This is a genomic window from Marivita sp., assembly GCF_022763305.1.
GTDB lineage: Bacteria > Pseudomonadota > Alphaproteobacteria > Rhodobacterales > Rhodobacteraceae > Marivita.
The window spans coordinates 1-23,134 of sequence record NZ_JALEGT010000015.1 but is presented as its reverse complement, the minus strand read 5'-3'; the positions used below and the strand labels follow the sequence as shown (position 1 = coordinate 23,134).

Here is a 23,134-nt window from a genome sequence, read left to right as displayed (position 1 = left end):
AACTCAGTCCAAATTGAAAACGGGTACGGCCGAAACCGTACCCGTTCAAAAGCATCAAGAAAAGCCTTTGCCCGTTTTATTCCGCAGCGACCGCCTTTGGATCGGCGAGGGTCACGATGTCCATCATGATCGCGTTCAGTTCGAAATCCTTGGGCGTATAGACTTTTGCCACGCCCATCGCCTTGAGGCGTTTGGCGTCTTCGTCCGGAATGATGCCGCCGACGATCACCGGGATGTGGCCAAGGCCCGCGTCGCGCATCTTGGTCATCATGTCCTCGACCAGCGGGATGTGGCTGCCCGACAGGATCGACAGGCCAACAACGTGGACCTCGTTGTCGCGCGCGGCGGTGACGATCTGGTCGGGGGTGAGGCGGATACCTTCGTAGTCGATGTCCATGCCGCAATCGCGGGCGCGGAAGGCGATCTGTTCGGCACCGTTGGAATGCCCGTCGAGACCCGGCTTGCCGACGAGGAACTTGAGACGGCGGCCCAGACGGTCGCTGACGGCGTTGACCGCCTCGCGGATGTCGTCCAGCCCTTCCGTCTTGTTGGACACCGATTTCGACACGCCGGTCGGGCCACGGTATTCGCCGTAGACCTTGCGCATTTCACCCGCCCATTCGCCGGTGGTGACACCGGCCTTGGCGCAGGCGATGGAGGCGGGCATGACGTTCGCGCCGTCCTTGGCCGCGGCACGCAGATCTGCGAGCGCTTTTTGCACCGCGTCGCTGTCACGTTCGGCGCGCCATGCATTGAGGCGGTTGATCTGGTCCTGTTCGACGGCGGGATCGACGACCATGATGCCGCCGTCTTCGGTCTGAAGCGGCGAAGGCTCGCCTTCGACCCATTTGTTGACGCCGACAACGATGGTCTCGTTGCGTTCGATCTTGTTCAGGCGGTCGGCGTTGGAATCGACCAGACGGCCCTTCATGTATTCGATGGCACCAATCGCTCCGCCCATGGAGTCGAGGTTGGCAAGCTCAGCGCGCGCACCTTCCTTGAGCTGTTCGACTTTTGCATCGACGGCGGGGTTGCCGTCGAACAGGTCGTCGAATTCCAGAAGGTCGGTCTCGTAGGCCAGGATCTGTTGCATCCGCATCGACCATTGCTGGTCCCACGGGCGGGGCAGGCCAAGTGCTTCGTTCCATGCGGGAAGCTGAACGGCGCGGGCGCGGGCTTTCTTGGACAGCGTCACGGCCAGCATCTCGATCAGGATGCGGTAAACGTTGTTTTCCGGCTGCTGTTCAGTGAGGCCCAGCGAGTTCACCTGCACGCCATAGCGGAAACGGCGGTATTTCGCGTCGGCCACGCCGTAGCGCTGTTCGAGGATTTCGTCCCAGAGATCGACGAAGGCGCGCATCTTGCACATCTCGGTGACGAAGCGGATGCCTGCGTTCACGAAGAAGCTGATGCGGCCACAGAGCGCGGGGAAGTCTTCGGCAGGGACGCGGGGCTTCAGCTCGTCCAGCACGGCAATGGCGGTGGCAAGGGCGAAGGACAGTTCCTGCTCCGGCGTAGCACCCGCCTCTTGCAGGTGGTAGGAACACACGTTCATCGGGTTCCATTTGGGGATATGGGTGTAGCAGTATTCGGCCACGTCCCCGATCATCTTGAGCGACGGTTTCGGCGGGCAGATATAGGTGCCGCGCGAGAGGTATTCCTTGATCAGGTCGTTCTGCACGGTGCCTTGCAGTTTGCTGACATCCGCGCCCTGTTCCTCGGCCACGGCGACATAGAGCGCGAGCAGCCAAGGCGCGGTCGCGTTGATCGTCATCGACGTGTTCATCTGTTCCAGCGGGATCTGGTCGAACAGCGTGCGCATGTCACCCAGATGGCTGACGGGGACGCCAACCTTGCCGACTTCACCGCGCGCCAGCACATGATCGCTGTCATAGCCGGTCTGTGTGGGCAGGTCGAAGGCGACCGACAGGCCCGTCTGTCCCTTTGACAGGTTAGACCGGTAAAGCGCGTTTGAGGCTTGGGCAGTGGAGTGGCCGGCATAGGTGCGGATGAGCCAGGGCTTGTCACGTGATGGGGTCTGTGCGTCGGTCATGTCGGCTCCGTCAGGCGGGATTCGCTGGTGTAATCTTGTTGCGTTCCGCGATGCATACGCGAAACTTTATGTCGCTGTCAATTCGCCGCACTGCGGCGTCGTCGGATTTGCTGCGTGACAGCATAGGACGTGTTGCGGTGTCAGGGAAAGCGCGGCGGTTGTCGCATCTTTCAACAAGATTGGGAGTGCTGCGCTTTGTCATTTACGGACGCCGGGTTCGTTGCAAGAGTGAAGTCATGACTTCGCAGGTGACACTCCCGCTCTGGGCCTTTCTGCTGATCCTGCTGTTTGCGGCGGTGACCTTTGCGTCGCATTTCCTGTTCCCCTCCGTACGATGGTTCTTCCGGCGGCGCATGGAGCGCGCGGTCAAGCGGCTCAATGCGCGGCTCGAGCGGCCGATCCAGCCGTTCAAGCTGTTGCGACGTCAGGACATGATCCAGCGGCTGGTCTATGATCCCGAAATCACGCAGGCCATCGTGGAGCATGCACAGGAAGAAGGCGTGCGCGAAGACGTCGCTTTCGAACGGGCGCGACGCTACGCCAAGGAAATCGTGCCGTCCTTTTCGGCCTCGGTCTATTTCGGCTTTGCGATCCGCGCGGCCCGGTTTCTGAGCACGTCGCTGTATCGGGTGAGGATGGTACACCAGGATGCCGGACTGGCAGAGGTCGATCCGGACGCGACTGTGGTCTTCGTGATGAATCACCGGTCGAACATGGATTACGTGCTGGTGACCTATCTTGCGGCGGATCGGTCGGCCTTGTCCTATGCGGTGGGCGAATGGGCGCGGGTCTGGCCTCTGTCGCGGCTGATCCGGGCCATGGGTGCGTATTTCATCCGGCGCAAATCGCGCAATGACCTGTACCGCAAGGTTTTGGCGAAATACGTGCAGCAGGCGACAGGGGCAGGGGTCACGCAGGCGGTGTTCCCGGAAGGGGGCTTGAGCCTTGATGGAAGTCTTGCGCCGCCCAAGGTGGGAATCCTGAAATACATCCTGGAAGGGGCCACCGCCGCCAAGCGGGATGTTGTCTTCGTCCCCATCGCGTTGAATTATGATCGTGTTCTGGAGGATTCGATCCTGTTGCACGCACAGGCGACCGGGGACCGCAAGTTCCGGGCGCGGATCAGTGTCGTGTTCCTGGCGATCCTGCGACAGATCAGGTTGCGGATCACCGGCAAGTTTCATCGCTTCGGGTATGCGGCTGTGAGTTTCGGAAAGCCCTTGGTTCTGAGCCACGTCGCGCTCGAGGACAGCACGCCGGATGCGTTGTCTGCCCAGATCATGAAGCGCATCGCCGATGCCGTACCGGTGCTGCCCGTGCCGCTGATTGCGTATCTGCTGCTCGAACAGGGGCCGATGAGCCGGGCAGAGTTGGAGATCGCTTTTGCGAGTGCTCTGACGCGGCTCGAGTCCGCGCAGGTGCATGTGCCGCGCAACAACCGCGACTATGCGGTCGAGTTCGGTCTGCGTACGCTGCGCAAGCGTGGCCTTGTTGTTCAGACGGGCGAAACCCTGGAGATCGCGACAGGTGGGGAGGCGCTGGCGCGGTTCTATGCCAATTCGATCCGTCACCTGATGTAGATGAATTCTGCGGGTGCAAAGATTTTTCTGCGTTCGCTCGGTCATAAAATTACAAAATAGACCGAAATCTTGTTGCATAATTTCAAGCTCGGTCCTATTTCAGGGTCAGACGCCGCGATTCTGCATTGCGGCACGCGTAACTGACCCTAGGAGGCTCCGATGGCACTGGACCAGCAGACCGGCATCGCGGCGTATGATGCGCCCGAGAAAGACTTGTACGAGATCGGCGAAATGCCCCCGCTCGGCTATGTGCCGAAGAAGATGTATGCTTGGGCCATCCGTCGCGAACGTCACGGCGAGCCGGAGCAGTCCTTCGAGGTCGAAGTGGTCGACACCTGGGAGATCGACAGCCACGAGGTGCTGGTTCTCGTGATGGCGGCCGGTGTGAACTACAACGGCGTCTGGGCCGGTCTTGGCGTGCCGATCAGCCCGTTCGACGGCCACAAACAGCCGTATCACATCGCCGGCTCCGATGCTTCGGGCATCGTCTGGAAAGTGGGCGACAAAGTAAAGCGCTGGAAGGTCGGCGATGAGGTTGTGATCCACTGCAACCAGGATGACGGTGACGACGAAGAGTGCAACGGCGGCGACCCGATGTTCAGCCCGACCCAGCGCATCTGGGGCTATGAAACCCATGACGGGTCCTTTGCCCAGTTCACGCGCGTTCAGGCCCAGCAGCTTATGCCGCGTCCCAAGCACCTGACCTGGGAAGAAAGCGCTTGCTACACGCTGACGCTGGCCACCGCGTATCGCATGCTGTTCGGGCACCAGCCGCATGAGCTGCGCCCCGGTCAGAACGTGCTGGTCTGGGGGGCGTCCGGTGGTCTGGGATCCTACGCGATCCAGTTGGCCAATACGGCGGGTGCCAATGCGATCGGCGTGATCTCGGACGAGGACAAGCGCGACTTCGTGATGTCGATGGGGGCCAAGGGCGTCATCAACCGCAAGGATTTCAAATGCTGGGGTCAGCTGCCCACGGTGAACACCCCTGAATACAAGGAGTGGTTCGCAGAGGCGCGCAAGTTCGGCAAGGCGATCTGGGACATCACCGGCAAGGGTGTGAACGTGGACATGGTGTTCGAACACCCCGGTGAGTCGACATTCCCCGTGTCGACGCTGGTCTGCAAGAAAGGCGGTATGGTCGTGATCTGTGCGGGCACAACCGGCTTCAACTGCACCTTCGACGTTCGGTACATGTGGATGCATCAGAAGCGTCTTCAGGGTTCGCACTTCGCGCATCTCAAGCAGGCGGCAGCGGCCAACCAGCTGATGGTGGAGCGGCGTCTGGATCCGTGCATGTCCGAAGTCTTCCCGTGGGATCAGATCCCGCAGGCGCATACCAAGATGCTCCGCAACGAACACAAGCCGGGCAACATGGCCGTTCTGGTTCAGGCTCCTCGCACCGGGTTGCGCACGTTCGAGGATGCGTTGGCGGCCAAATCGTAAGACTCTGCTTACGTCTCGTTGGTAGAACGAAACCCGCGCGCCGCTTGGCGTGCGGGTTTTTCGTTGGTGGCACCACCGGTCAAAGGGCGTCCAAGCGCCGCGCTTCCGTATCCTCACCAGATTTGGGGAGATGAAATCAGGGAGTTTGCCAAGATCTCGCCACATGTTATGGTTGAGTTAACGTTCTGTTAACTATCTCAAGGTGACAATGTCATGGGACATGACTGGATCATTGATGTGTTGACCGACCTCAAGACGTTCGCGGTTGCGAACGATCTGGACGCCTTGGCTGCCAAGCTGGACGATACGCAATTGGTAGCAGAGGCAGAGATCGGCGCGCGCGCTAAGGAAATGGGCCGTGGGCTTCTTGGAACGGGTGCCGCAGCTGGACGACGTGATCGTCCGGCTGGAGGACGCAGAACAACTTGAGGAATTGCAGACCATCATCGAATGGCTGCGGGATCACTACGCCGTACATGACATGGTGTATCACTGGGTGTCGAGCAATGGCACGCAATATGGTTGCGGTACCTATGATCCGAAATGGGTCGCGCGCTACCTTGAAAAGGGCTACCTGCGGATCGATCCGGTTGTCATCGGCTGTTATCAACGGTTTCACCCCGTAGATTGGAAGCGGCTGGACTGGTCGGGCAAGGCGGCGCGTGCCTTCATGCAGGATGCTGTGGCGCATGGGATCGGCAATCAGGGCTATTCCATTCCGATCCGGGGTCCAAACGGGCAGTTTGCCTTGTTCACCGTCAGTCACAGTTGCGATGACGACGACTGGTTCCGCTTTACCGAACGCAACCGGCGCGATCTCATCCTCTTGGCGCATTACTTCAACCAGAAGGCCCTGCAGCTGGAACCAGGACGGAAACCGGAACCGACGCAACCTCTTTCCCCACGGGAGGTCGAGACCATGACCCTTCTTGCGGTGGGGTACAGTCGGGCGCAGGTGGCTGAAACGCTGGCGATCTCGGAACATACGCTGCGGGTTTACATCGAAAGCGCGCGCTTCAAGCTTGGCGCGCTGAACACGACCCATGCCGTCGCCCGTGCCATGGTGCGCGGGCAGATCGTGGTCTGAAACGGAAGCCCGCCTTCGGTCTTGAACTCCGCGCAACGCGCGGTGGTGCAGGAGACGAGTCATCTCTTCACAGCAGCGTGCCCCTCCACACAGGAGGGGATGCTCATGATTCGATATCTTTACGGAGATCAACTGAAGACGGTTCCGCAACTGGCGCGCACCATGTTCGAAGACCGCGCGGATCAGTTCAAGACAAGGCTGGCGTGGGATGTGACGGTCGACGCATCCGGACAGGAGCGGGATGCCTACGACGATCTGAACCCCCTCTACGTGATCTGGGAAACCGCGACAGGCATGCACGGCGGGTCCATGCGGTTCCTGCCGACAACCGGGCGAACCATGGTCAACGAGCATTTTCTGGACCTGACAGATGGCGTGACGTTCCAGAGTCCGTTCATTTGGGAATGCACGCGCTTTTGTCTGTCCCGCAACGCCGAACCGGGGACGGCAGCGGCGTTGATGCTGGCGGGGGGCGAGATCATGCAGGGCTTCGGCATCAGGCATTTCGTTGGCGTCTTCGACGCAAGGATGGTGCGGATCTACAACCGGATTGGGGCTGCGCCCGAGGTTCTGGGCACGCAGGGCGAGGGACGGCAGGCGATCAGCGTCGGTCTGTGGGAGTTCAGCGCAGCCGCGCAACAGCGGGTCTCGCGGGCTGCGGGCATTCCATCGCAGACATCGCGCGGGTGGTTCGAGGCGTCCTTCGGGAACATGGCCTCGCAAAGCGACGTCAGCGACGCCTGACGCTGGTGCCTGCTGCGCGGGCGCTATAGGGTTCGCGCATGACCTTGCCTGCGCTTACATATTCCGAAGATCAGGCCGCCGCTCATGATGCGGTGGCCGATATGCTGCGCGAAGCGGGCATCGACCTTGATGACGGTCTGCTGCTGCCGCCGCGGGACGGCAAGACGAAGATCATGGCGATCACCGGCAAGGCTGGATCAGGCAAGACCTTGCTCTTGGCAGAACTGTGCAAATCCTTGCAGGCGGCGGGGGTCGAGGTTGTCTCGGGCGATTACGAAGGGCGCCGGCGCAAGGACCGTCGGACGCTGGCGGTGCTTGCCCCGACCAACAAGGCGGCGTTTGTGCTGCGGATGCGGGGTGTGCCTGCCACGACCATCCACCGAATTCTTTACACGCCGGTCTATGATCCGGAATACGAGCGCATCGCCGAATGGCTGATGGGCAATGGTGACAAGCCCGAGATCGAAGGCCTGACCGAAGAGGCGCTGGCCCGGGCGCAGGTCTCTTTCGAGTCGCACAAATCTGTTCCTGCCGCGTTGGCGGCGGCGGGTTTGCGTGGGTCGGATTTCATCACCGGCTGGAAGCGGCGAGAAGACCCTCTGGACATCGGCTTTGTCGACGAGGCGTCGATGCTGGATGAACGGCAGGTCGAGGACCTGCGCGAGATTTTCCCGAACCTTCTGCTGTTCGGCGATCCGGCGCAGCTCGCCCCGGTGAACCAGTCGGGCAAGATGGTGTTCGATACGCTTGCGCCCAGCCAGGTGCTGAACCTGAACCGCATTCACCGGCAGGATGCGGACAACCCCATTCTGGATCTCGCGCATGCGCTTGCCGATCCGAACCTGAGTTTCGACGGGTTCGAGCGCATGGTCGAGGACATCGCGCGGAGCGATGACCGGGTGGTGCTTGGTCAACGGGTCGAGGTCGATCTGATGGCGCGGTCGCCGGTTCTGGTCTGGCGCAACGCCACGCGCATCCGGCTGATCAATGCGTTTCGGTCGGTCTATGGCGCGCCCGAGGATTCGCTGCTGGAAGGTGAGCCGCTCATCTGTGACGGAATCGAACTGCCGCTCAAACATCGCAAGAAGCGGCTGGACCTTGAGGCGCGGGGGCTGATCAAGGGCGCGCAGGTGATTTACCTTGGGCCGGGGCGGAAACCGGGATTTTCGCGGCTGCATGTGATTGGGGCGGAAGACCCTCAGGTATCGGCGGCGTCGATTGTGAAGATCGAAAAGCCGGACGAGGAAGAGCCGTTCATCCCGTTTGCCGCGCGCATGGGGGCCACGTTCCTGCATGGAGCGGCGGTGACGATCCACAAGGCGCAAGGCTCGCAATGGGACGAGGTGCAGGTCTTTGCGCCCGACCTCTATGCGGCCGCGCGGATGGGGCGGAGCGAAGCGGGACAGCCTCTGTGGAAACGTCTGGCCTATGTTGCGATCACGCGCGCGCAGACGCGGCTTCATTGGGTGGTGCGCGCCCGGCTGTCAAAGCCGAGCGGACCGTTGCAGGTGGACGATCTGAGGGCGACACCCGCCGCCCCTCTGGCGCTTGAAGTCGAAGCTGATTTCTAAAGCTTGACGATCTGCTTGCCGGTGTTGCCGCCCTTGAGCATGGCGATGAACGCATCCGGCGCGTTCTCCAGTCCTTCGGCCACGTCTTCGAGATAGGCAATCTCGCCCTTGGCGACCTTGGGGCCAACATCCTTGAGGAAGGCCGGGTACTGATCCCAGTGGTCGAAGATGATGAAGCCGGACACCTGCAGGCGTTTGACGAGGATGCTGCGCCACATGCCGGGAAGCTGGTTTTCGGGTTGGATATTCGACCCGCCATACCACGCGATCATGCCGCAGACAGGAATGCGCCCGTGCACGTTCATCAGCGGCATCACGGCCTCGAGTACCTGACCGGCGACGTTTTCCCAGTAGATGTCGACGCCGTCTGGGGCTGCCTCGGCAATTGCGTTGCGCAGGGAGGCAGCGTCGTCATACGCGCGGTGGTCGATGGCGGCGTCAAAGCCGAAGGTCTCGGTCGCCAAGCGACATTTTTCGGCTCCGCCGGCAATGGCGATGGTGCGCAGGCCCATCTGTTTTGCCAATTGGCCGACCATGGAACCGACCGGACCGGTCGCGGCACCCACAACAAGCGTTTCCCCGGCTTTGGGTTTGCCGAATTCGTTCAGACCGACCCAGCCGGTCAGGCCAGGCATACCAAGTACACCAAGCGCGGTGGAGGGGGGCAGCGACGGGTCAAGCTTGCGCACTTCGCGGCCCGGCAGACAGGCATGGCTGGCCCATCCTGTCATGCCGGTCACCATGTCGCCTTCGGCAAACTCCTCTGCGTTGCTCGCAATCACACGGCCCACGCCCTGACCCGTCATTGTGCCGCCCAGATCGACCGAGGGCGCATAGCTTTTGACGTCATCCATGCGGCCGCGCATGTAGGGGTCGAGCGACAGATTTGTGACCTCGATCAGCACCTCGCCGACTTTGGGCGCAGGCAGCGGGCCGGTTTCCAGTTTGAAATCCTCGGGCACCGGCGCGCCTTTGGGACGGCGGGCCAGAGTGATGCGGGACATCGTGTCGGACATGGGATTGCTTCCTCGCGGTTAGGGGTTGCGCGTGTTCGGTCGGATCACCAGTGTATCTGGAACGACAGGGCAGAAGGCAAGGGAGGGCTTGATGCACGGAATGATGATGAACCGGCCATTGTCGGTGATCGAACTGCTGCGCTACGCGGCGGAAATCCACAGCGCCGGGGAAATCGTGTCGGTCCGGACCGAAGGCGATCTGCACCGTCAGACCTATGCCGAGACCTTCAAACGCACCGCACAACTGGCGCACGGGCTTGCGGCTTTGGGGGTCGAGCAGGGCGACCGTGTGGCGACGCTGGCGTGGAACGGGTATCGCCATTTCGAGCTCTACTATGCGATTTCGGGCATGGGGGCCGTGTGCCACACGATCAACCCGCGTCTGTCGGCGGAACAGATGCTTTACATCATCGGCCATGCCGAGGATCGGGTGCTGTTTGTCGACCTGACCTTTGTGCCGATCCTTGAGGCGCTCAAGGATCATCTGCCGTCCGGTTTGACTTTGGTGGTGATGACCGATGCGGCGCATATGCCCGAGTCTTCGCTGGAGCTGCAGTGTTATGAAGATCTGATTGCGCCGCACCCGACCGAGTATGACTGGCCCGACCTGCCCGAAGAAACTGCGGCGGGGCTGTGCTATACCTCTGGCACGACAGGCAATCCCAAAGGCTCGCTGTATACGCATCGCTCCACCGTGCTGCACGCGCTGTTCATTGCGGTGACGCTGCCGCGCTCCTTGCACGAAGGTGCGCGTCTTTTGCCGGTGGTGCCGATGTTCCACGTCAATTCCTGGGGCATGCCCTATGCCGCGCCCATTGTCGGCGCGTCGCTGATCATGCCGGGCGGCAAGCTGGATGGGCCGTCGCTCTATGATCTGATGGAAAGTGAGAAAGTGACGGCAAGCTGGGGTGTCCCCACCGTCTGGCTTGGTCTGCGGGCCGAGATCGAGAAGCATGGCAAGCCGCCCTCTGCCCTCGATCAGGTGGTGATTGGTGGCTCCGCCGCGCCGCGCAGCATGATCGAGTTCTTCGAGGCGCGGGATGTGGATGTCTGTCATGCTTGGGGCATGACCGAGATGAGCCCGGTGGGTACGACAGGTCAATTGCCGAACACCATGGCCGACACTCCGTTTGCCGACCGTATGGCGCGCAAAGCGCTGCAGGGGCGGCGGGTCTTCGGGGTTGATCTCAAGATTGTGGGCGAGGACGGCCAGCGCCTGCCGCATGATGGTAAGGCTGTTGGAGAGCTGTATGTGCGCGGCAATGCGGTGATCTCGGGCTATTTCAGGAATGATGAGGCCACGGCGGCGGCGATGGATGCAGAAGGGTGGTTCGGCACCGGCGATGTAGCCAGCATTTCGCCCGATGGCTACCTGAGTATTCAGGACCGGTCCAAGGACCTGATCAAGTCGGGCGGTGAATGGATCAGTTCGATTGATCTGGAAAACATCGCCATGTCCCATCCAGACGTCGCGAATTGCGCAGTAATTGCCATCGCGCATCCGAAATGGGACGAGCGGCCGGTTCTGGTGGTTGTGCCGAAAGAGGGATGCAAGCCAAGCTTGGACGATTTCCATACCTTGATGGAGCCGCATTTTGCCAAGTGGCAGTTGCCGGATGATCTTGTGTTCGTGGACGCGCTGCCACTGACGGCGACGGGCAAGGTGTCCAAGCTCACCCTGCGACAGCAGTTCGCCGATTACGTGTTGCCGGATGTCCGCTGACCTGTTGCGCGACATGCCTCCCAGCCTGTCGCGCTGGTACGAGATCGGGCAGGAGCGGATCAACGCCTTTGCCGATGTGACAGAGGATTGGCAGTTCATCCATCTGGACGAAGAGCGCATGGCCCCGCAGGGCGGAACCATGGCGCATGGGTTCCTGACCCTGTCCATGCTGTCGGCCATGTCCTATGACGTCCAGCCCGAGATCCCCGGTATGGTTCAGGGGCTGAACTATGGGTTCGACCGCATCCGCTTTGTCACCCCGGTGCGGGCCGGGCAGCGCATCCGCGGGCGGTTCAGCGTTGCCAATGTGGTGGAAAAGCCCGGGCGTTTCGACGTGACATGGGATGTCACTGTAGAGATCGACGGGGCTGACCGCCCCGCCATCGTTGCCAAGTGGATCAACGTGTTCGAGGTTGAGCGTTAGATCGACTTCCGGATCGCGCGGATGTTTTCGCCGTAGGGGGCAGGGTTCTGCACCGAGCCGCCTTTGAACACGGCAGAGCCTGCGACCAGCACGTCCGCACCTGCGGCCACGACCAAGGGTGCGGTGGAGGGATCAACGCCGCCGTCGATTTCGATATGCACCTCGCGGTCGCCGATCATCTCGCGGAGTTCGGTGACTTTCTGCACGCAGGAGTGGATGAATTTCTGACCGCCGAAGCCGGGGTTCACGGTCATCACGCAGATCAGGTCCACGAGGTCGAGCAGGGGGGCTGCCGCCTCGGCCGGGGTGCCGGGGTTGAGGGCGAGGCCCGCCTTGGCACCGGTGGCGCGGATGGCCTGAAGCGTGCGGTGGATGTGCGGACCAGCCTCGACATGAGCGGTGATCACGTCGGCCCCGGCATCGGCGAAGGCCTGAATGTAAGGATCGACGGGTGCGATCATCAGGTGCACGTCCATCACCGTCTTGATGTGCGGGCGGATCGCGGCGCAGGTCGCGGGGCCGAAGGTGATGTTGGGCACGAAATGGCCGTCCATGACATCGACGTGTATCCAGTCCGCGCCCTGTGCCTCGACTGCCTCAATCTCGGCACCAAAGTTGGCGAAGTCGGCAGAGAGGATGGAGGGGGCGATTTTTACCGAACGGTCAAATTTCATGGCAGCAGCTCCTGACAGGTTGGTGCGGGCTTAGTACCCGGCGTCCCGGTCCACAAGATGCAAGAACGGCTCACCGGCCTCGCCCCGGCGGATATTCTCGGCAATGGCACGCGAGGCGCTGGGCGCGCGGGTCTCGGACGCGATGTGCGGGGTAACCGTCACTTTGGGGTGTGCCCAGAAGGGGTGATCCTGCGGCAGTGGTTCGACGCGGAACACGTCGAGCGTGGCGTGCGCGATGTGGCCAGAGTCCAAAGCCGCAAGCAGGGCGTCGTCGTCGATGAGGGGTCCGCGTCCCGGATTGATGATGAACGCGCCCTTGGGGAGCATCGCAAGCGTTTCGGCGTTGAGCGTGTTCTCGGTCGCGGGGGTGCTGGGGAGGAGCAGGATCAGGATCTGCGACTGGCGCAGAACCGTGTGTAACCCGTCGGTGCCGGTCTGGCATGTGATGCCGTCGATCTGTTTCTGGCTGCGCGCCCAGCCGCTGACCGGGAACCCGAGCCGGGCGATGGCCTGACCGCAGGCCGTGCCAAGTTCCCCAAGACCAAGGATGCCGACAGGACGATCCGCTGCGACGGGCGGCGCATCCGGCACCCATGTGTGGTCGGGGTTCACGATATGCGCGTCCATGCCCAGATGGTGCCGCAGGGTGTGTCCCGTCACCCATTCGACCATGCCCTGGGTCAGGCCTTCGTCATCGACCATGCGGGCGAACGGCACCTTGAGTGTGGGGTTGCCGACGGCGTCTTCGACCCCGGCCCAAAGGTTCAGAACCGCCTTCAGTCGTGTGTAGGGCGTAAAGTCCTGCACGTCCGAGTTCGGCGCGTAGACGATGTAATCGACCTTTTCCGGGGGCAGGTCGGTGCCCAGTGTGTACTCCACGCCGATGTCGTCCAGCGCTATACGCAAAGGGGCTTCGTATTGCGCCCAGCGTTTTGCGTGGGCGGCGAAGAGGACGTTGATCGGCATGGCTTACCTCGGTCGGTGGATATGTGCGCTCTGTACCAAGCCGAACGCGAGCATCAAGACCAACATGGCTGATCCGCCATAGCTGACCAGTGGCAGCGGCACACCGACCACCGGGGCCAAGCCCATCACCATCGACATGTTGACGGCGAAGAACAGGAAGAACGTTACGCCGATCCCGAGGATCAGCAGCGAGGAATAGCGGTCGCGGTTCTGCAAGGCCGAGACGATGCAGAAGACAAGGATCAGGACATAGAGGGTGAGCAATGAGAAGCCACCGACAAAGCCGAATTCCTCGGCCAGGGTGTTGAAGATGAAGTCGGTGTGTTTTTCCGGCAGGAAGTTAAGCCGCGACTGGGTGCCCTGCATGAAGCCCCGTCCGGTCCAGCCGCCAGAGCCCATGGCGATCTTGGCCTGCGTGATGTGATACCCTGCACCAAGCGGGTCGGAAGACGGGTCGAGAAAGGTGTCGATGCGTCGGAACTGGTAGTCCTTGAGCAGCTGCCACTCGGTTCCCCGACTGAGGAACACGGTGTAGATGCCGCCAATGCCTGCGGCGATCACCGTGGCGAAATAGGCCCAGTGCACGCCTGCTAGGAACATCATCAGTCCGCCACCGGCCACCAGCAGGATGGCAGTGCCGAGGTCGGGCTGCGTCAGCACGAGGAAGGTGGGCAGCAGGATGATGAAGACCGGCACGAGGACCCAGAACGGATGCGAGGTCTTCTTGATCGGGAGCCAGTCGTAATAGGCGGCAAGAACCATCACCATGGCGATCTTCATCAACTCGGACGGTTGCAGCCGCATGAAACCGAGGTTGATCCAACGCTGTGCGCCCATGCCGACCGTGCCGAAGAACTCGACCGCGACCAGCAGCGCGAGAGCGATCAGATAGGCCATCACGGACATGTTGCGCCAGAACCAGATCGGCACCATGGCAACGACGAACATCACCGCCAGACCCAGCGCGTAGCGCTTCATCTGTGGTTCGGCCCAGGGTGTCATGGACCCACCCGCAACCGAGTAGAGCATCAGCAGCCCGACGCCCGCGATGGCGGTCAGCAGGATCACCAGCGGCCAGTTGATGAACAGCATCTTGCGCCAGCCGCTTGGGACGGTCTTGACGGTATATTCAAGATAACTCATGCGCGGCTCCGACCGTCCAGGGCGTTCTCGCGCAGGACCTGCTGCAGACGTTCCTGTTGGCTCCGGATGCGTTCGCGATCCTTGGAGGGATAGGCGTCCAGCGGCGGGTCTTCGCCGTAGAGCGCCTGAAGCGTGACATCGCGCGCAATGGGAGCCGCCGCCGCCGATCCGCCGCCGCCATGTTCGACCACGACGGACACCGCGATCTTTGGCGCGTCATACGGTGCGTAGTTCACGAAGAGCGCGTGATCGCGGCGGTTCCAGGGGAGGTCTTCGTTGCGGGTCACGCCGCGCGCGCGTTCGGCCGCGGTGATGTTGCGGACCTGGCTGGTGCCGGTTTTTCCCGCCATCCGAAAGGCTTCTTCGATGATGCGCGAGCCATAGGCCGTGCCGCGCCGGTTGTTCGTGACGGCGTACATGGCGCGTCGGATCTGGCGCAGGTGGTTTTCATTGAACCCAAGATCAGCGGCCGCCGCCTCGGGGGGCTCGGTTCCGCCGATCCGGCGCACGAGGCGAGGCGTCACTTCTTTCCCGGTCGCTAGACGCGCGGTCATCACGGCAAGCTGCAAGGGTGAGCTCAGGACAAAGCCCTGCCCGATCGAGGCGTTGACCGTATCGCCGATCACCCAGCTTGCGCCACGTTCGCGCTGCTTCCATTCCATATTGGGGACGAGCCCTTCGGTCACGGCGGACATGCCGATACCAAAGGCGTGACCCAGCCCAAGCCGCCGCGCGGTTTCCGCGATGCGTTCGATCCCGACTTTCAGCGCGAGGTCGTAGTAATAGACATCGCAGCTTTCGCGCAGGGATTGTTCGAGGTTCATGTGCCCATGGCCCGCGCGTTTCCAGCAATGGAAGCGGCGTCCCCCCACCTCCATATGGCCGGGACACCAAACGGTTTCATCCGGGGCCACCACTCCGGCGTCAAGCGCGGCCAGAACCGTCACCATCTTGAAGGTCGATCCGGGAGGATAGGCATCCTGCACGGTTTTTGATGCAAGCGGGCGGTGGTCGTTGTCGCGCAACTCGCCGAAATCGGCTACCGAGATGCCCCGCACGAATTTGTTCGGGTCGTAGGAGGGCGACGATGCAATGCCCAGAAGATCGCCATTGTTCACGTCCATCACGACGACCGAGGCGCTTTCCTCGCCCAGACGGGCCTGAATGTAGGATTGCAGCGTGCTGTCGACGGTCAGCTGCATGTCCGCACCGGGCGTGCCTTCGCGGCGGTCCAGTTCGCGCATCACGCGGCCGACGGCGTTGACCTCGACCCGCTTGGCACCGGCACGTCCGCGCAGCACCTCTTCGTGGCGCGCCTCGATGCCGACCTTGCCGATCTGAAAGCGGGGGATTCGCAGCACGGGATCGGGTGTTTCATACCGCGCCAGATCCCGTTCGCTGACCGGGCCGACATAGCCCACTACATGGGCGAAATCGCCCCGGCGGGGATAGATTCGCGACAGGCCCACCTCGGGGGTGACGCCCGGCAGGGCAGGTGCGTTGACGGCGACGCGGCTGATGTCGTCCCAGGTGACGCGTTCGGCCACCGTGACGGGCAGGAACGGCGCGCTGCGGTCCATCTCGGTCAGGGCGCGGTTCAGCTCGTCTTCGTCAAGCTCGACCAGGGAAGACAGCCGCGCGATCACGTCGTCCACGTTGCCGGCGTCCTCCTTGACCATGGTGATCCGGTAAGAGGGTTCGTTGCCGGCGAGAATGACACCGTTGCGGTCGAAGATCTGACCGCGCGTGGGCGGGATCAGGCGGATATTGATGCGGTTTTCTTCGGCCAGCAGGCGGAATTCGTCGGCCTGTTCCACCTGGAGATGCTGCATCCGCAGCCCCAAGGCACCGGCGAACGCCAGCTGCACGCCACCAAGGATCAGGCCGCGACGCGAGATCTTGCGGACGCTTTCCGCGGTGTCCTTCGGCGCTCTTCTCATAGGCTCCGCCCCAAACGATCCATATCTCCGGGTGCGGATTTCCGCACGCCGAAGAGGAAATAGGACACGCCCACCACCGCCGGATAGACGAAGATTGTCATCATCACCTGTACCAGGCTGAGCATGAGCGTGCCGGGTGCAAGAATAAGGATCATCATCACCGTCCGGTAGAGGATCGTGATCACGATCAGGGTACCGGCGAAGGTCAGCCATTCAAGGACAAATGTCGTTTCCCGTTGCCGACGTTCGCGCGATTTGAGCCATTCCGCCGCGCAAACGACCAGAACCGACCACAAACCGGGCGGGCGCTGCAACATCAGATCGGCCAGCAGCATGACCCCGGCAACCAGCAGGATAGGCACATATTCGGGACGGCGCACCGCCCAGGCGAAAACCATAGCCACCAGCACATCGGGACCTGCCCACCGACTGGGTGCCGGATCGAGCGGCAGCAGATGGAAAAAGAGCACCAGCAGCGTCACCAGCACGAAGAGCGCCCGCATGCCCCAGAGTCTGAGCAGACCCGAATCCATCACTGACCCGGTTCGGCGGCGGCCGCGTCGGTTTCGCCGGGCGGTGTTTCCGGCAGGATCAACGCGGAGGGGTTGGACACGCGCCGTGCTCCGTGGTCCCGCAGAACGCGCAGAAATTCGAGCCGTTCATAGTCGGCGGCAAGACGGGTGCGCAGGCGTCCACCGGGGTCCTGTGCCACCTGACCGATCAAGAGGCCCGGTGGGAAGACGTCGCCATCACCCGATGTGACGATACGGTCGCCCGGGCGGACCTGGTCGGGGTTTTCCAGGAAGTCGATGGGCGGGGCCGACGTGTTGTCACCGACGATCAGGGCGCGCTGGCCCGATGGCTGGATCGTGGCGGGGATGCGGCTTGTCGCGTCGGTGAGCATGATCACGCGGCTGGTGTTCGGGCCGACGCCAGAGATGCGGCCCACAAGGCCAGTGCCGTCCATTGTTGCCCATCCGTCGACAATCCCGTCGCGGGACCCGACATTGATCAGAACCGATTGCCGGAAGGGCGATCCGGAATCCGCCAGAACCACGCCGGTGATGTAGGTCAGCCGGGGATCGAGACGCACGTTGTTCAGGTCGCGCAGTTTGGCGTTTTCCTGTTCCAGCTGAAGTGCCGCCTCTTTCCAGGCCGTCATCTGGCGGAGTTCGCGGCGCAGTTCCTGGTTCTGTTCGTAGATGCGCTGATAGCTGCGGAAATCGCGGGCAATGTTCACCGTTGCAGTTACGGGCGCCATGGCCCAGTCAAAGCTGGGCATGACCGTGTCGATGACGGCAGCGCGGAACCGCTCTACGCGCGGACTGTCGATGCGCCAGATGAAAAAGAGCCCCAGAAGACACAGGATGACAACCGCCAGCAGCAGACGCCGCAGCGGGGTTGTGTAGTCTTCGCTGTTGGTGCCGTTCTTTGCCAAGGCGTCCCTTTCCAAGCGCAACCCGAAAAGAGGGAACCGGTTTTCGGATCAGGTTGCGCGCACTCTTACCATATACTCGGGCAAATGGGGTGTCGGATCAGCTGTCGTAGTCGATGGCGTGCCGAAGCTGTTTTTCGTACTCCAGCGCCTTGCCCGTGCCCAGGGCCACGCAATTCAGGCTTTCGTCGGCGATGGAGACAGCAAGCCCGGTCTGTTCGCGCAGCGCCAGATCGAGATCTCCAAGCAATGCGCCGCCACCGGTCAGCATCACGCCACGGTCCACGATATCGGCTGCCAGGTCCGGCGGCGTGGCTTCGAGCGCGGTCATCACCGCCTCGCAGATTGCCTGCACCGGTTCGGAAAGGGCTTCGGCCACCTGTGCCTGACTGATCTCGGTTTCCTTGGGAACGCCGTTGAGCAGGTCGCGGCCCCGGATCTGCATGGAGCTGCCCCGCCCGTCATCGGGCATGCGGGCGGTGCCGATGGAGGTCTTGATCCGTTCTGCGGTCGATTCGCCAACCAGCAGGTTCTGCTGGCGGCGCAGGTAGTTGATGATCGCTTCGTCCATGCGGTCGCCCCCGACGCGGACCGAGCGCGCGTACACGATGTCGCCCAGCGACAGGACGGCCACTTCGGTTGTCCCGCCGCCGATGTCGACGACCATGTTACCGGTCGGATCGGTGATCGGCATGCCCGCGCCGATGGCGGCGGCGATGGGTTCGGCGATCAGCCCGGCCTTGCGCGCACCGGCAGACAGCACGGATTGGCGAATCGCCCGCTTTTCGACCGGGGTCGCACCATGTGGCACACAGACGATGATCTTGGGCTTCGAGAAGGTCGAGCGTTTGTGAACCTTGCGGATGAAGTGCTTGATCATTTCCTCGGCGACATCGAAGTCGGCGATCACACCTTCGCGCATCGGCCGGATCGCTTCGATGCTGCCGGGGGTGCGGCCCAGCATCAGCTTGGCATCTTCGCCCACGGCAAGCACTTTCTTCTGTCCGTCCTTGATGTGGTAGGCCACCACCGAAGGCTCTGAGAGGACAACGCCCCGCCCCTTGACATAGACCAGCGTGTTCGCTGTCCCAAGGTCGATGGCCATGTCCGACGAAAACATGCCCAACATTCTGTCCAGTCCAAACATCTGCGATCTGCCCCGCGCCAATACCTCTTAGGCCGGCGACTCTCTGGGTCGCAAGCCGAGGGTCTTATAGGTGTCGTTTGGCAGGTGCGAAAGGGCCAGAACGCCCTTAGGCAGCGTGAATCTGCCACAGGCCCCGGGTAAGGCTTTGGGCAGGCTTTTACCCGTTTTGACCATGGATCGTTTCGAATTTGCGGACAGATCGTGCAAGTGCAAAGCACTGGTGACGGATCGGGGCCGGTTTCGGCGCAACTGCCTTTATGTGGCCAGCTTTCGACCGCATTGCGACCGCTTTGCCGACCTATAAAGGCCGCAAGTCTGCCTGGGGTTCTTATGATCGGTAAACTGATAAAGAGTGTCTTCATGCTCTGCTTTTACGCAGCGGGCCTGTGTGTCGTTGTAGGAACGTGGGATTACACGCGACAGGCCAAGGCTGCTGGATACGACTATTCCTTCGACGAATACAAACTGTCGGTCATGGATCGCTATGGCGCCGAGGCCGAAATCGCCTTTGCGGTTCTCGACATGGTCAAGGCGACGGTGATGCAGGGACTTGTCCTTGTTGACGAGACCGGTGTTCTCAAGCGGGTGGGGCTCGAATTGCCTGAGCCTGGAACGATTCCCCCGGATTCGACCTCCGGAGCGCTTTCGCCAGTAGTAGCGCCCCTTGTTCTGGCCTCTGCTGCTTCGGTCTTTGCGCCGGAAACCTCGCTCTATCCCAAGGCGCGCGCTGTGCGCTGAGAGCAGGAAACGACAGCGCGTCGTTTTCCTGCTGCAACGTGTCGGGTCGGTTTGGTGGCGTATTTGCGCGGGCGGTATTCACGGGGTCAAACGCCTTGGAGTGAAGACCCATGAAAACGCATGTCAAAGCTTTGGTTGTCGGTGGCGGCGCCGTCGGCACCTCGATCGCCTATCACCTTGCCCGCGCTGGTTGGGACGACGTGATGCTGCTGGAACGGGACGAACTGACGTCCGGTTCGACCTGGCATGCGGCGGGCCTGCTGCCCTATTTCAACATGTCCTATGCGACCACGCATATCCACGACTACTCGATCAAGTTCTATAAGACGCTTGAGGAAGAGACCGGTCTCGATGCGGGGTTCTTTGTCGTCGGCAACCTGCGTATGGCGCAGACCGATGAGCGCATGGATGAGTACCGTCTTTATGCGACGACGGCAGAGACCTGCGGTGTCCCTTACGAGTGGATGACACCGTCCGAGATCAAGGCGCGCTGGCCGCTGATCCACACCGATGACCTGAAGGGCGCGATCTATCACCCGACGGATGGCTACATCAACCCGGCGGACGTGACGATGGCGATGGCCAAGGGGGCCCGTCAGCGCGGCGTAGCGATCGAGCGGAAATGGCAGGCGGATGCCTTCGAGTGGAAGGGCGACCACTGGGACGTGACTTGCACGAAGATGGTCGAGAAGGGCGGCAACCTTGTTCCGTCCGACGAGCAGATCGTGATCTCGGCCGAGCATGTCGTGACCGCGTCGGGCAACCACGCGCAGCGCACGGCGAAAATGCTGGGCATCAAGATGCCGGCGATCCCGGTCGAGCACCAGTTCATTGTGACCGAACCCGATCCGGCGCTGGTCGAATATCGCAAGACCAATGAACAGCACCCCGTGATCCGCGATGCGGATGCCAAATGGTATGTGCGTGAAGAGCGTGGTGGCTGGATCCTGGGTCCGTATGAGCTGAACGCACCCGCGCGGTTCGAATATGGTGTGCCGGACAGCTTCCGCGCCGACCTCTTCCCGCTCGATCTGGAGCGGATCGAGGAGGAATACATGAGCATGATCCACCGGATTCCGTCGTCGGAAACCGTGGGTCTCAAGGACGATTTCAACGGTCCGATCTGCTACACGCCCGATGGCAACCCGCTGGTCGGCCCCGCGCCCGGTCTGCGCAACATGTGGCTGGCCGAAGGGTTCTCGTTCGGGATCACCGCTGCCGGCGGCACCGGCTACTACCTGGCCCAGCTTATGGTCGAGGGCGAGGCCGAGATCGACATGGCGTCACTCGATCCCAAGCGCTACGGCTCGTGGATGACGACCGAATACGCCGCGCGCAAGAACGAAGAGGCGTATGAGCATGTCTACATCCTGCACCACCCGGATGAAGAGCGTCCTGCGTGCCGTCCGCTTCGGACCGCTCCGGCCTATGACCGTCAAAAGGCGCTGGGCGCGCAGTTTGGCCATGTGAATGGCTGGGAGCGTCCGAACTATTACGGGCCTTTGGATGCAGACGAAAACTTCGACCATGACGCACGGTCCTTCCGTCGGGGTGGCTGGTGGCAATATGCCGTCGAAGAGGCCAAGGCCGTGCGCGAAGGCGTCGGTCTGATCGATGCGACCGCGTTCACCAAACATGTCGTCAAAGGACCGGGTGCCACCCAGTTCCTGGATTGGTTCACCTGCAACAAGCTGCCCAAGGTTGGTCGGATCAACCTGACCTATGCGCTGACCGCCAAGGGCACGACGCGCACGGAATACACCATCGTCCGTCTGGCCGAGAACGAGTATTACCTTGTCTCTGCCGGTGCCTGGACAGCCTATGACGCGGATTTCCTGCGCAAGGCCGCCGAGGACAAGATGGGCGAGTTCGGGTATATCGAAATCCAGGATGTGACGACCCAGTGGGGTGTCTTCGCCATCGCCGGACCGAAGTCGCGCGATGTGCTGAAGGAAATCGTCAAGGACGCCGATCCGGAAACCGTTCTGGGCAACAAGCGGTTCCCGTGGCTGACCTGCCGCGACATTGAACTGGGCATGTGCCCGGTGCGCGCGATCCGCGTGGCCTATACCGGTGAGCTGGGCTGGGAGCTGCATCACCCGATCGAGATGCAGAACTACCTCTGGGATCAGCTGATGGCGGCGGGGGCCAAGCATGGGCTCAAGCTGGTGGGGGCGCGGGCGCAGAACTGGCTGCGTCAGGAGAAATCCTACCGTGCCTTCGGCAACGAACTGGGCCGCGATGCGACCCCGCTGGAAGCCGATCTGCCGCGCTTTGTGGACCTCGACAAGGACTTCCACGGGAAGGATGAACTGGTCGCCACCGGCGTTCGGGTGAAGTGCTGCACCTTCCTGATCGACGGACCGGCGGATGCCGATCCGTGGGGCCGGGAGGCGCTGTACGATGGAGAGACCCGCGTGGGTCGTCTGACCTCGGGCGGGTATTCCGTGGCCTTCGGCAAATCCATCGGGATGGGCTACGTGAAGCCGGAACTGGCCGAGGTTGGCACCAAGCTCAAGGTCAAGATCCTGAACGAGCTTTGGGATGCCGAGGTGGTCGAGGACAGCCCCTACGACCCGAAGAACGAGGTCATCCGCAAAGACGGGTGATCATGGTGGAACCGGACGCGTCGACGCGTCCGGTTTTTCCGTTGACGGAAAAACGCCCCTGTCGGGCGGGGTGTCTCATCCCCGGCCGAAATCGGCGGCGGTGACGACGCCATCGCCATTGCGATCCATCGCCTCGAACCATGCGGGCACGGCGGCCATGAATTCCTCGCGGGTCACGTTGCCGTCGCCATCGGCATCCGTCACGTCGCGCAGCATGCCATTGGCCGGATTGCGCCCGCCGCCGCCATGGCCCATGCCGTTCTGCTCCATGTCCTGCGCGCGCGCTTCGTCGAAGAGGTCATGCTCTTCGCTGGTCAGAATGCCGTTCTCGTCTGCGTCGAAGGTCAGGAACACGTCGCCGCGCCGTTCCGTCGCTTCGGCCAGCGTGACCTGACCATCGCCGTCGAGATCCCAGTTTTCCACGAAATGACCGCCGGGATTGCCCTGCTGGGCAAATGCGCTGGTCGCAGAGAAAACAAGGGCGAGGATCATTGAAGATTTGGGCATCTGTGCCTCCATCATATTAATTATTTGGAATATGTATGGGGCGATCCACTGAAGTGCATTACCCCAAAGTGTCGCAGGGTCAGTCGGCCAATTCGTCGTACACATCCAAGGCTTTGCCCGCGTACATCAGGCCGGGACCACCGCCCATCTGGATGCAGGTCGCCAGCACCTCCGACACCTCCTCGCGGGTGGCGCCAAGACGGATCAGGGCTTCGGTGTGGAACAGGATGCAGGGTTCACAGCGGGTGGCGACGGCGATGCCAAGCGCGACATATTCCTTTTCCTTGAAGGTCAGCGCTGCGTCTGTCTTGACCGTCTTGCCCAAAGCCCC

At 62.0% G+C, this 23,134-nt stretch carries 21 protein-coding genes; 10 read left to right on the top strand and 11 right to left on the bottom strand.

Annotation, left to right across the window (positions count from 1 at the left end):
- Positions 1-76: 76 nt before the first annotated feature.
- The gene (locus tag MRY75_RS02205; protein WP_292305512.1) at positions 77-2,053 is read right to left on the bottom strand and encodes a protein meaA; all 1,977 of its coding nucleotides are present in this window, start codon (positions 2,051-2,053) and stop codon (positions 77-79) included.
- Between the two features lie 236 nt (positions 2,054-2,289).
- Here MRY75_RS02205 and MRY75_RS02200 point away from each other — a divergent pair, with 236 nt between their 5' ends.
- From MRY75_RS02200 to MRY75_RS02175, 6 genes are all read left to right on the top strand, one after another.
- Positions 2,290-3,633, top strand: a complete 1,344-nt coding sequence (locus MRY75_RS02200; protein WP_292305511.1) for a 1-acyl-sn-glycerol-3-phosphate acyltransferase — start codon at positions 2,290-2,292, stop codon at positions 3,631-3,633.
- 159 nt (positions 3,634-3,792) lie between these two features.
- Positions 3,793-5,079 carry a crotonyl-CoA carboxylase/reductase gene (ccrA, locus tag MRY75_RS02195; protein ID WP_292305510.1) on the top strand — a complete coding sequence of 429 codons (1,287 nt, stop codon included), beginning with the start codon at positions 3,793-3,795 and terminating at the stop codon, positions 5,077-5,079.
- Between the two features lie 213 nt (positions 5,080-5,292).
- Entirely contained in the window at positions 5,293-5,508 is a 216-nt protein-coding gene (locus MRY75_RS02190) for a hypothetical protein (RefSeq protein WP_292305509.1), read from the top strand.
- Complete coding sequence (locus tag MRY75_RS02185) at positions 5,447-6,166, top strand: LuxR family transcriptional regulator (RefSeq protein ID WP_292305542.1); 720 nt, start codon at positions 5,447-5,449, stop codon at positions 6,164-6,166. Before MRY75_RS02190 ends, MRY75_RS02185 begins: the two co-directional genes overlap by 62 nt.
- Before the next feature lie 105 nt (positions 6,167-6,271).
- Entirely contained in the window at positions 6,272-6,910 is a 639-nt protein-coding gene (locus MRY75_RS02180) for an acyl-homoserine-lactone synthase (protein WP_292305508.1), read from the top strand.
- Positions 6,911-6,948: 38 nt separating this feature from the next.
- Positions 6,949-8,481: an AAA family ATPase gene (locus MRY75_RS02175; RefSeq protein ID WP_292305507.1), complete on the top strand. Its 1,533-nt coding sequence runs from the start codon at positions 6,949-6,951 to the stop codon at positions 8,479-8,481.
- On the opposite strand, the gene MRY75_RS02170 is transcribed toward MRY75_RS02175, so the two are convergent.
- Positions 8,478-9,497, bottom strand: coding sequence for an NADP-dependent oxidoreductase (locus MRY75_RS02170; protein ID WP_292305506.1), 1,020 nt, complete (start codon positions 9,495-9,497; stop codon positions 8,478-8,480). The two genes, MRY75_RS02175 and MRY75_RS02170, sit on opposite strands and share 4 nt — an antisense overlap.
- Before the next feature lie 91 nt (positions 9,498-9,588).
- Here MRY75_RS02170 and MRY75_RS02165 point away from each other — a divergent pair, with 91 nt between their 5' ends.
- Both MRY75_RS02165 and MRY75_RS02160 read left to right on the top strand, forming a co-directional pair.
- A complete protein-coding gene (locus tag MRY75_RS02165; RefSeq protein WP_292305505.1) occupies positions 9,589-11,220 on the top strand; it encodes a long-chain fatty acid--CoA ligase in 1,632 nt (543 codons plus the stop codon).
- On the top strand, positions 11,210-11,644 hold the full coding sequence (locus tag MRY75_RS02160; protein ID WP_292305504.1) for a MaoC family dehydratase: 435 nt from the start codon (positions 11,210-11,212) through the stop codon (positions 11,642-11,644). Before MRY75_RS02165 ends, MRY75_RS02160 begins: the two co-directional genes overlap by 11 nt.
- Here MRY75_RS02160 and rpe read toward each other — a convergent pair.
- From rpe to MRY75_RS02125, 7 genes are all read right to left on the bottom strand, one after another.
- Positions 11,641-12,318: a ribulose-phosphate 3-epimerase gene (rpe, locus tag MRY75_RS02155; protein ID WP_292305503.1), complete on the bottom strand. Its 678-nt coding sequence runs from the start codon at positions 12,316-12,318 to the stop codon at positions 11,641-11,643. The two genes, MRY75_RS02160 and rpe, sit on opposite strands and share 4 nt — an antisense overlap.
- 30 nt (positions 12,319-12,348) lie before the next feature.
- Entirely contained in the window at positions 12,349-13,284 is a 936-nt protein-coding gene (locus tag MRY75_RS02150; RefSeq protein WP_292305502.1) for a glyoxylate/hydroxypyruvate reductase A, read from the bottom strand.
- Positions 13,285-13,287: 3 nt separating this feature from the next.
- Positions 13,288-14,427 (bottom strand): rod shape-determining protein RodA, encoded by a 1,140-nt coding sequence (rodA, locus tag MRY75_RS02145; RefSeq protein WP_292305501.1) that lies wholly within the window; start codon positions 14,425-14,427, stop codon positions 13,288-13,290.
- Entirely contained in the window at positions 14,424-16,367 is a 1,944-nt protein-coding gene (gene mrdA, locus MRY75_RS02140; protein ID WP_292305500.1) for a penicillin-binding protein 2, read from the bottom strand. Before mrdA ends, rodA begins: the two co-directional genes overlap by 4 nt.
- Entirely contained in the window at positions 16,364-16,900 is a 537-nt protein-coding gene (locus tag MRY75_RS02135) for a rod shape-determining protein MreD (RefSeq protein WP_292305499.1), read from the bottom strand. Before MRY75_RS02135 ends, mrdA begins: the two co-directional genes overlap by 4 nt.
- On the bottom strand, positions 16,900-17,805 hold the full coding sequence (gene mreC, locus MRY75_RS02130; protein ID WP_292305498.1) for a rod shape-determining protein MreC: 906 nt from the start codon (positions 17,803-17,805) through the stop codon (positions 16,900-16,902). Before mreC ends, MRY75_RS02135 begins: the two co-directional genes overlap by 1 nt.
- A gap of 97 nt (positions 17,806-17,902) precedes the next feature.
- A complete protein-coding gene (locus MRY75_RS02125) occupies positions 17,903-18,949 on the bottom strand; it encodes a rod shape-determining protein (protein WP_292305497.1) in 1,047 nt (348 codons plus the stop codon).
- Between the two features lie 360 nt (positions 18,950-19,309).
- Between MRY75_RS02125 and MRY75_RS02120 the strand changes: the two genes are divergently transcribed.
- Both MRY75_RS02120 and MRY75_RS02115 read left to right on the top strand, forming a co-directional pair.
- Entirely contained in the window at positions 19,310-19,687 is a 378-nt protein-coding gene (locus tag MRY75_RS02120; RefSeq protein WP_292305496.1) for a hypothetical protein, read from the top strand.
- A 110-nt stretch (positions 19,688-19,797) separates the two neighbouring features.
- Positions 19,798-22,296 (top strand): FAD-dependent oxidoreductase, encoded by a 2,499-nt coding sequence (locus MRY75_RS02115; RefSeq protein ID WP_292305495.1) that lies wholly within the window; start codon positions 19,798-19,800, stop codon positions 22,294-22,296.
- A gap of 75 nt (positions 22,297-22,371) precedes the next feature.
- Here MRY75_RS02115 and MRY75_RS02110 read toward each other — a convergent pair whose 3' ends face one another.
- Entirely contained in the window at positions 22,372-22,803 is a 432-nt protein-coding gene (locus tag MRY75_RS02110; RefSeq protein ID WP_292305494.1) for an EF-hand domain-containing protein, read from the bottom strand.
- A gap of 79 nt (positions 22,804-22,882) precedes the next feature.
- Positions 22,883-23,134 (bottom strand): carboxymuconolactone decarboxylase family protein (locus tag MRY75_RS02105; protein WP_292305493.1); only part of this gene is annotated, 252 nt, incomplete at its 5' end.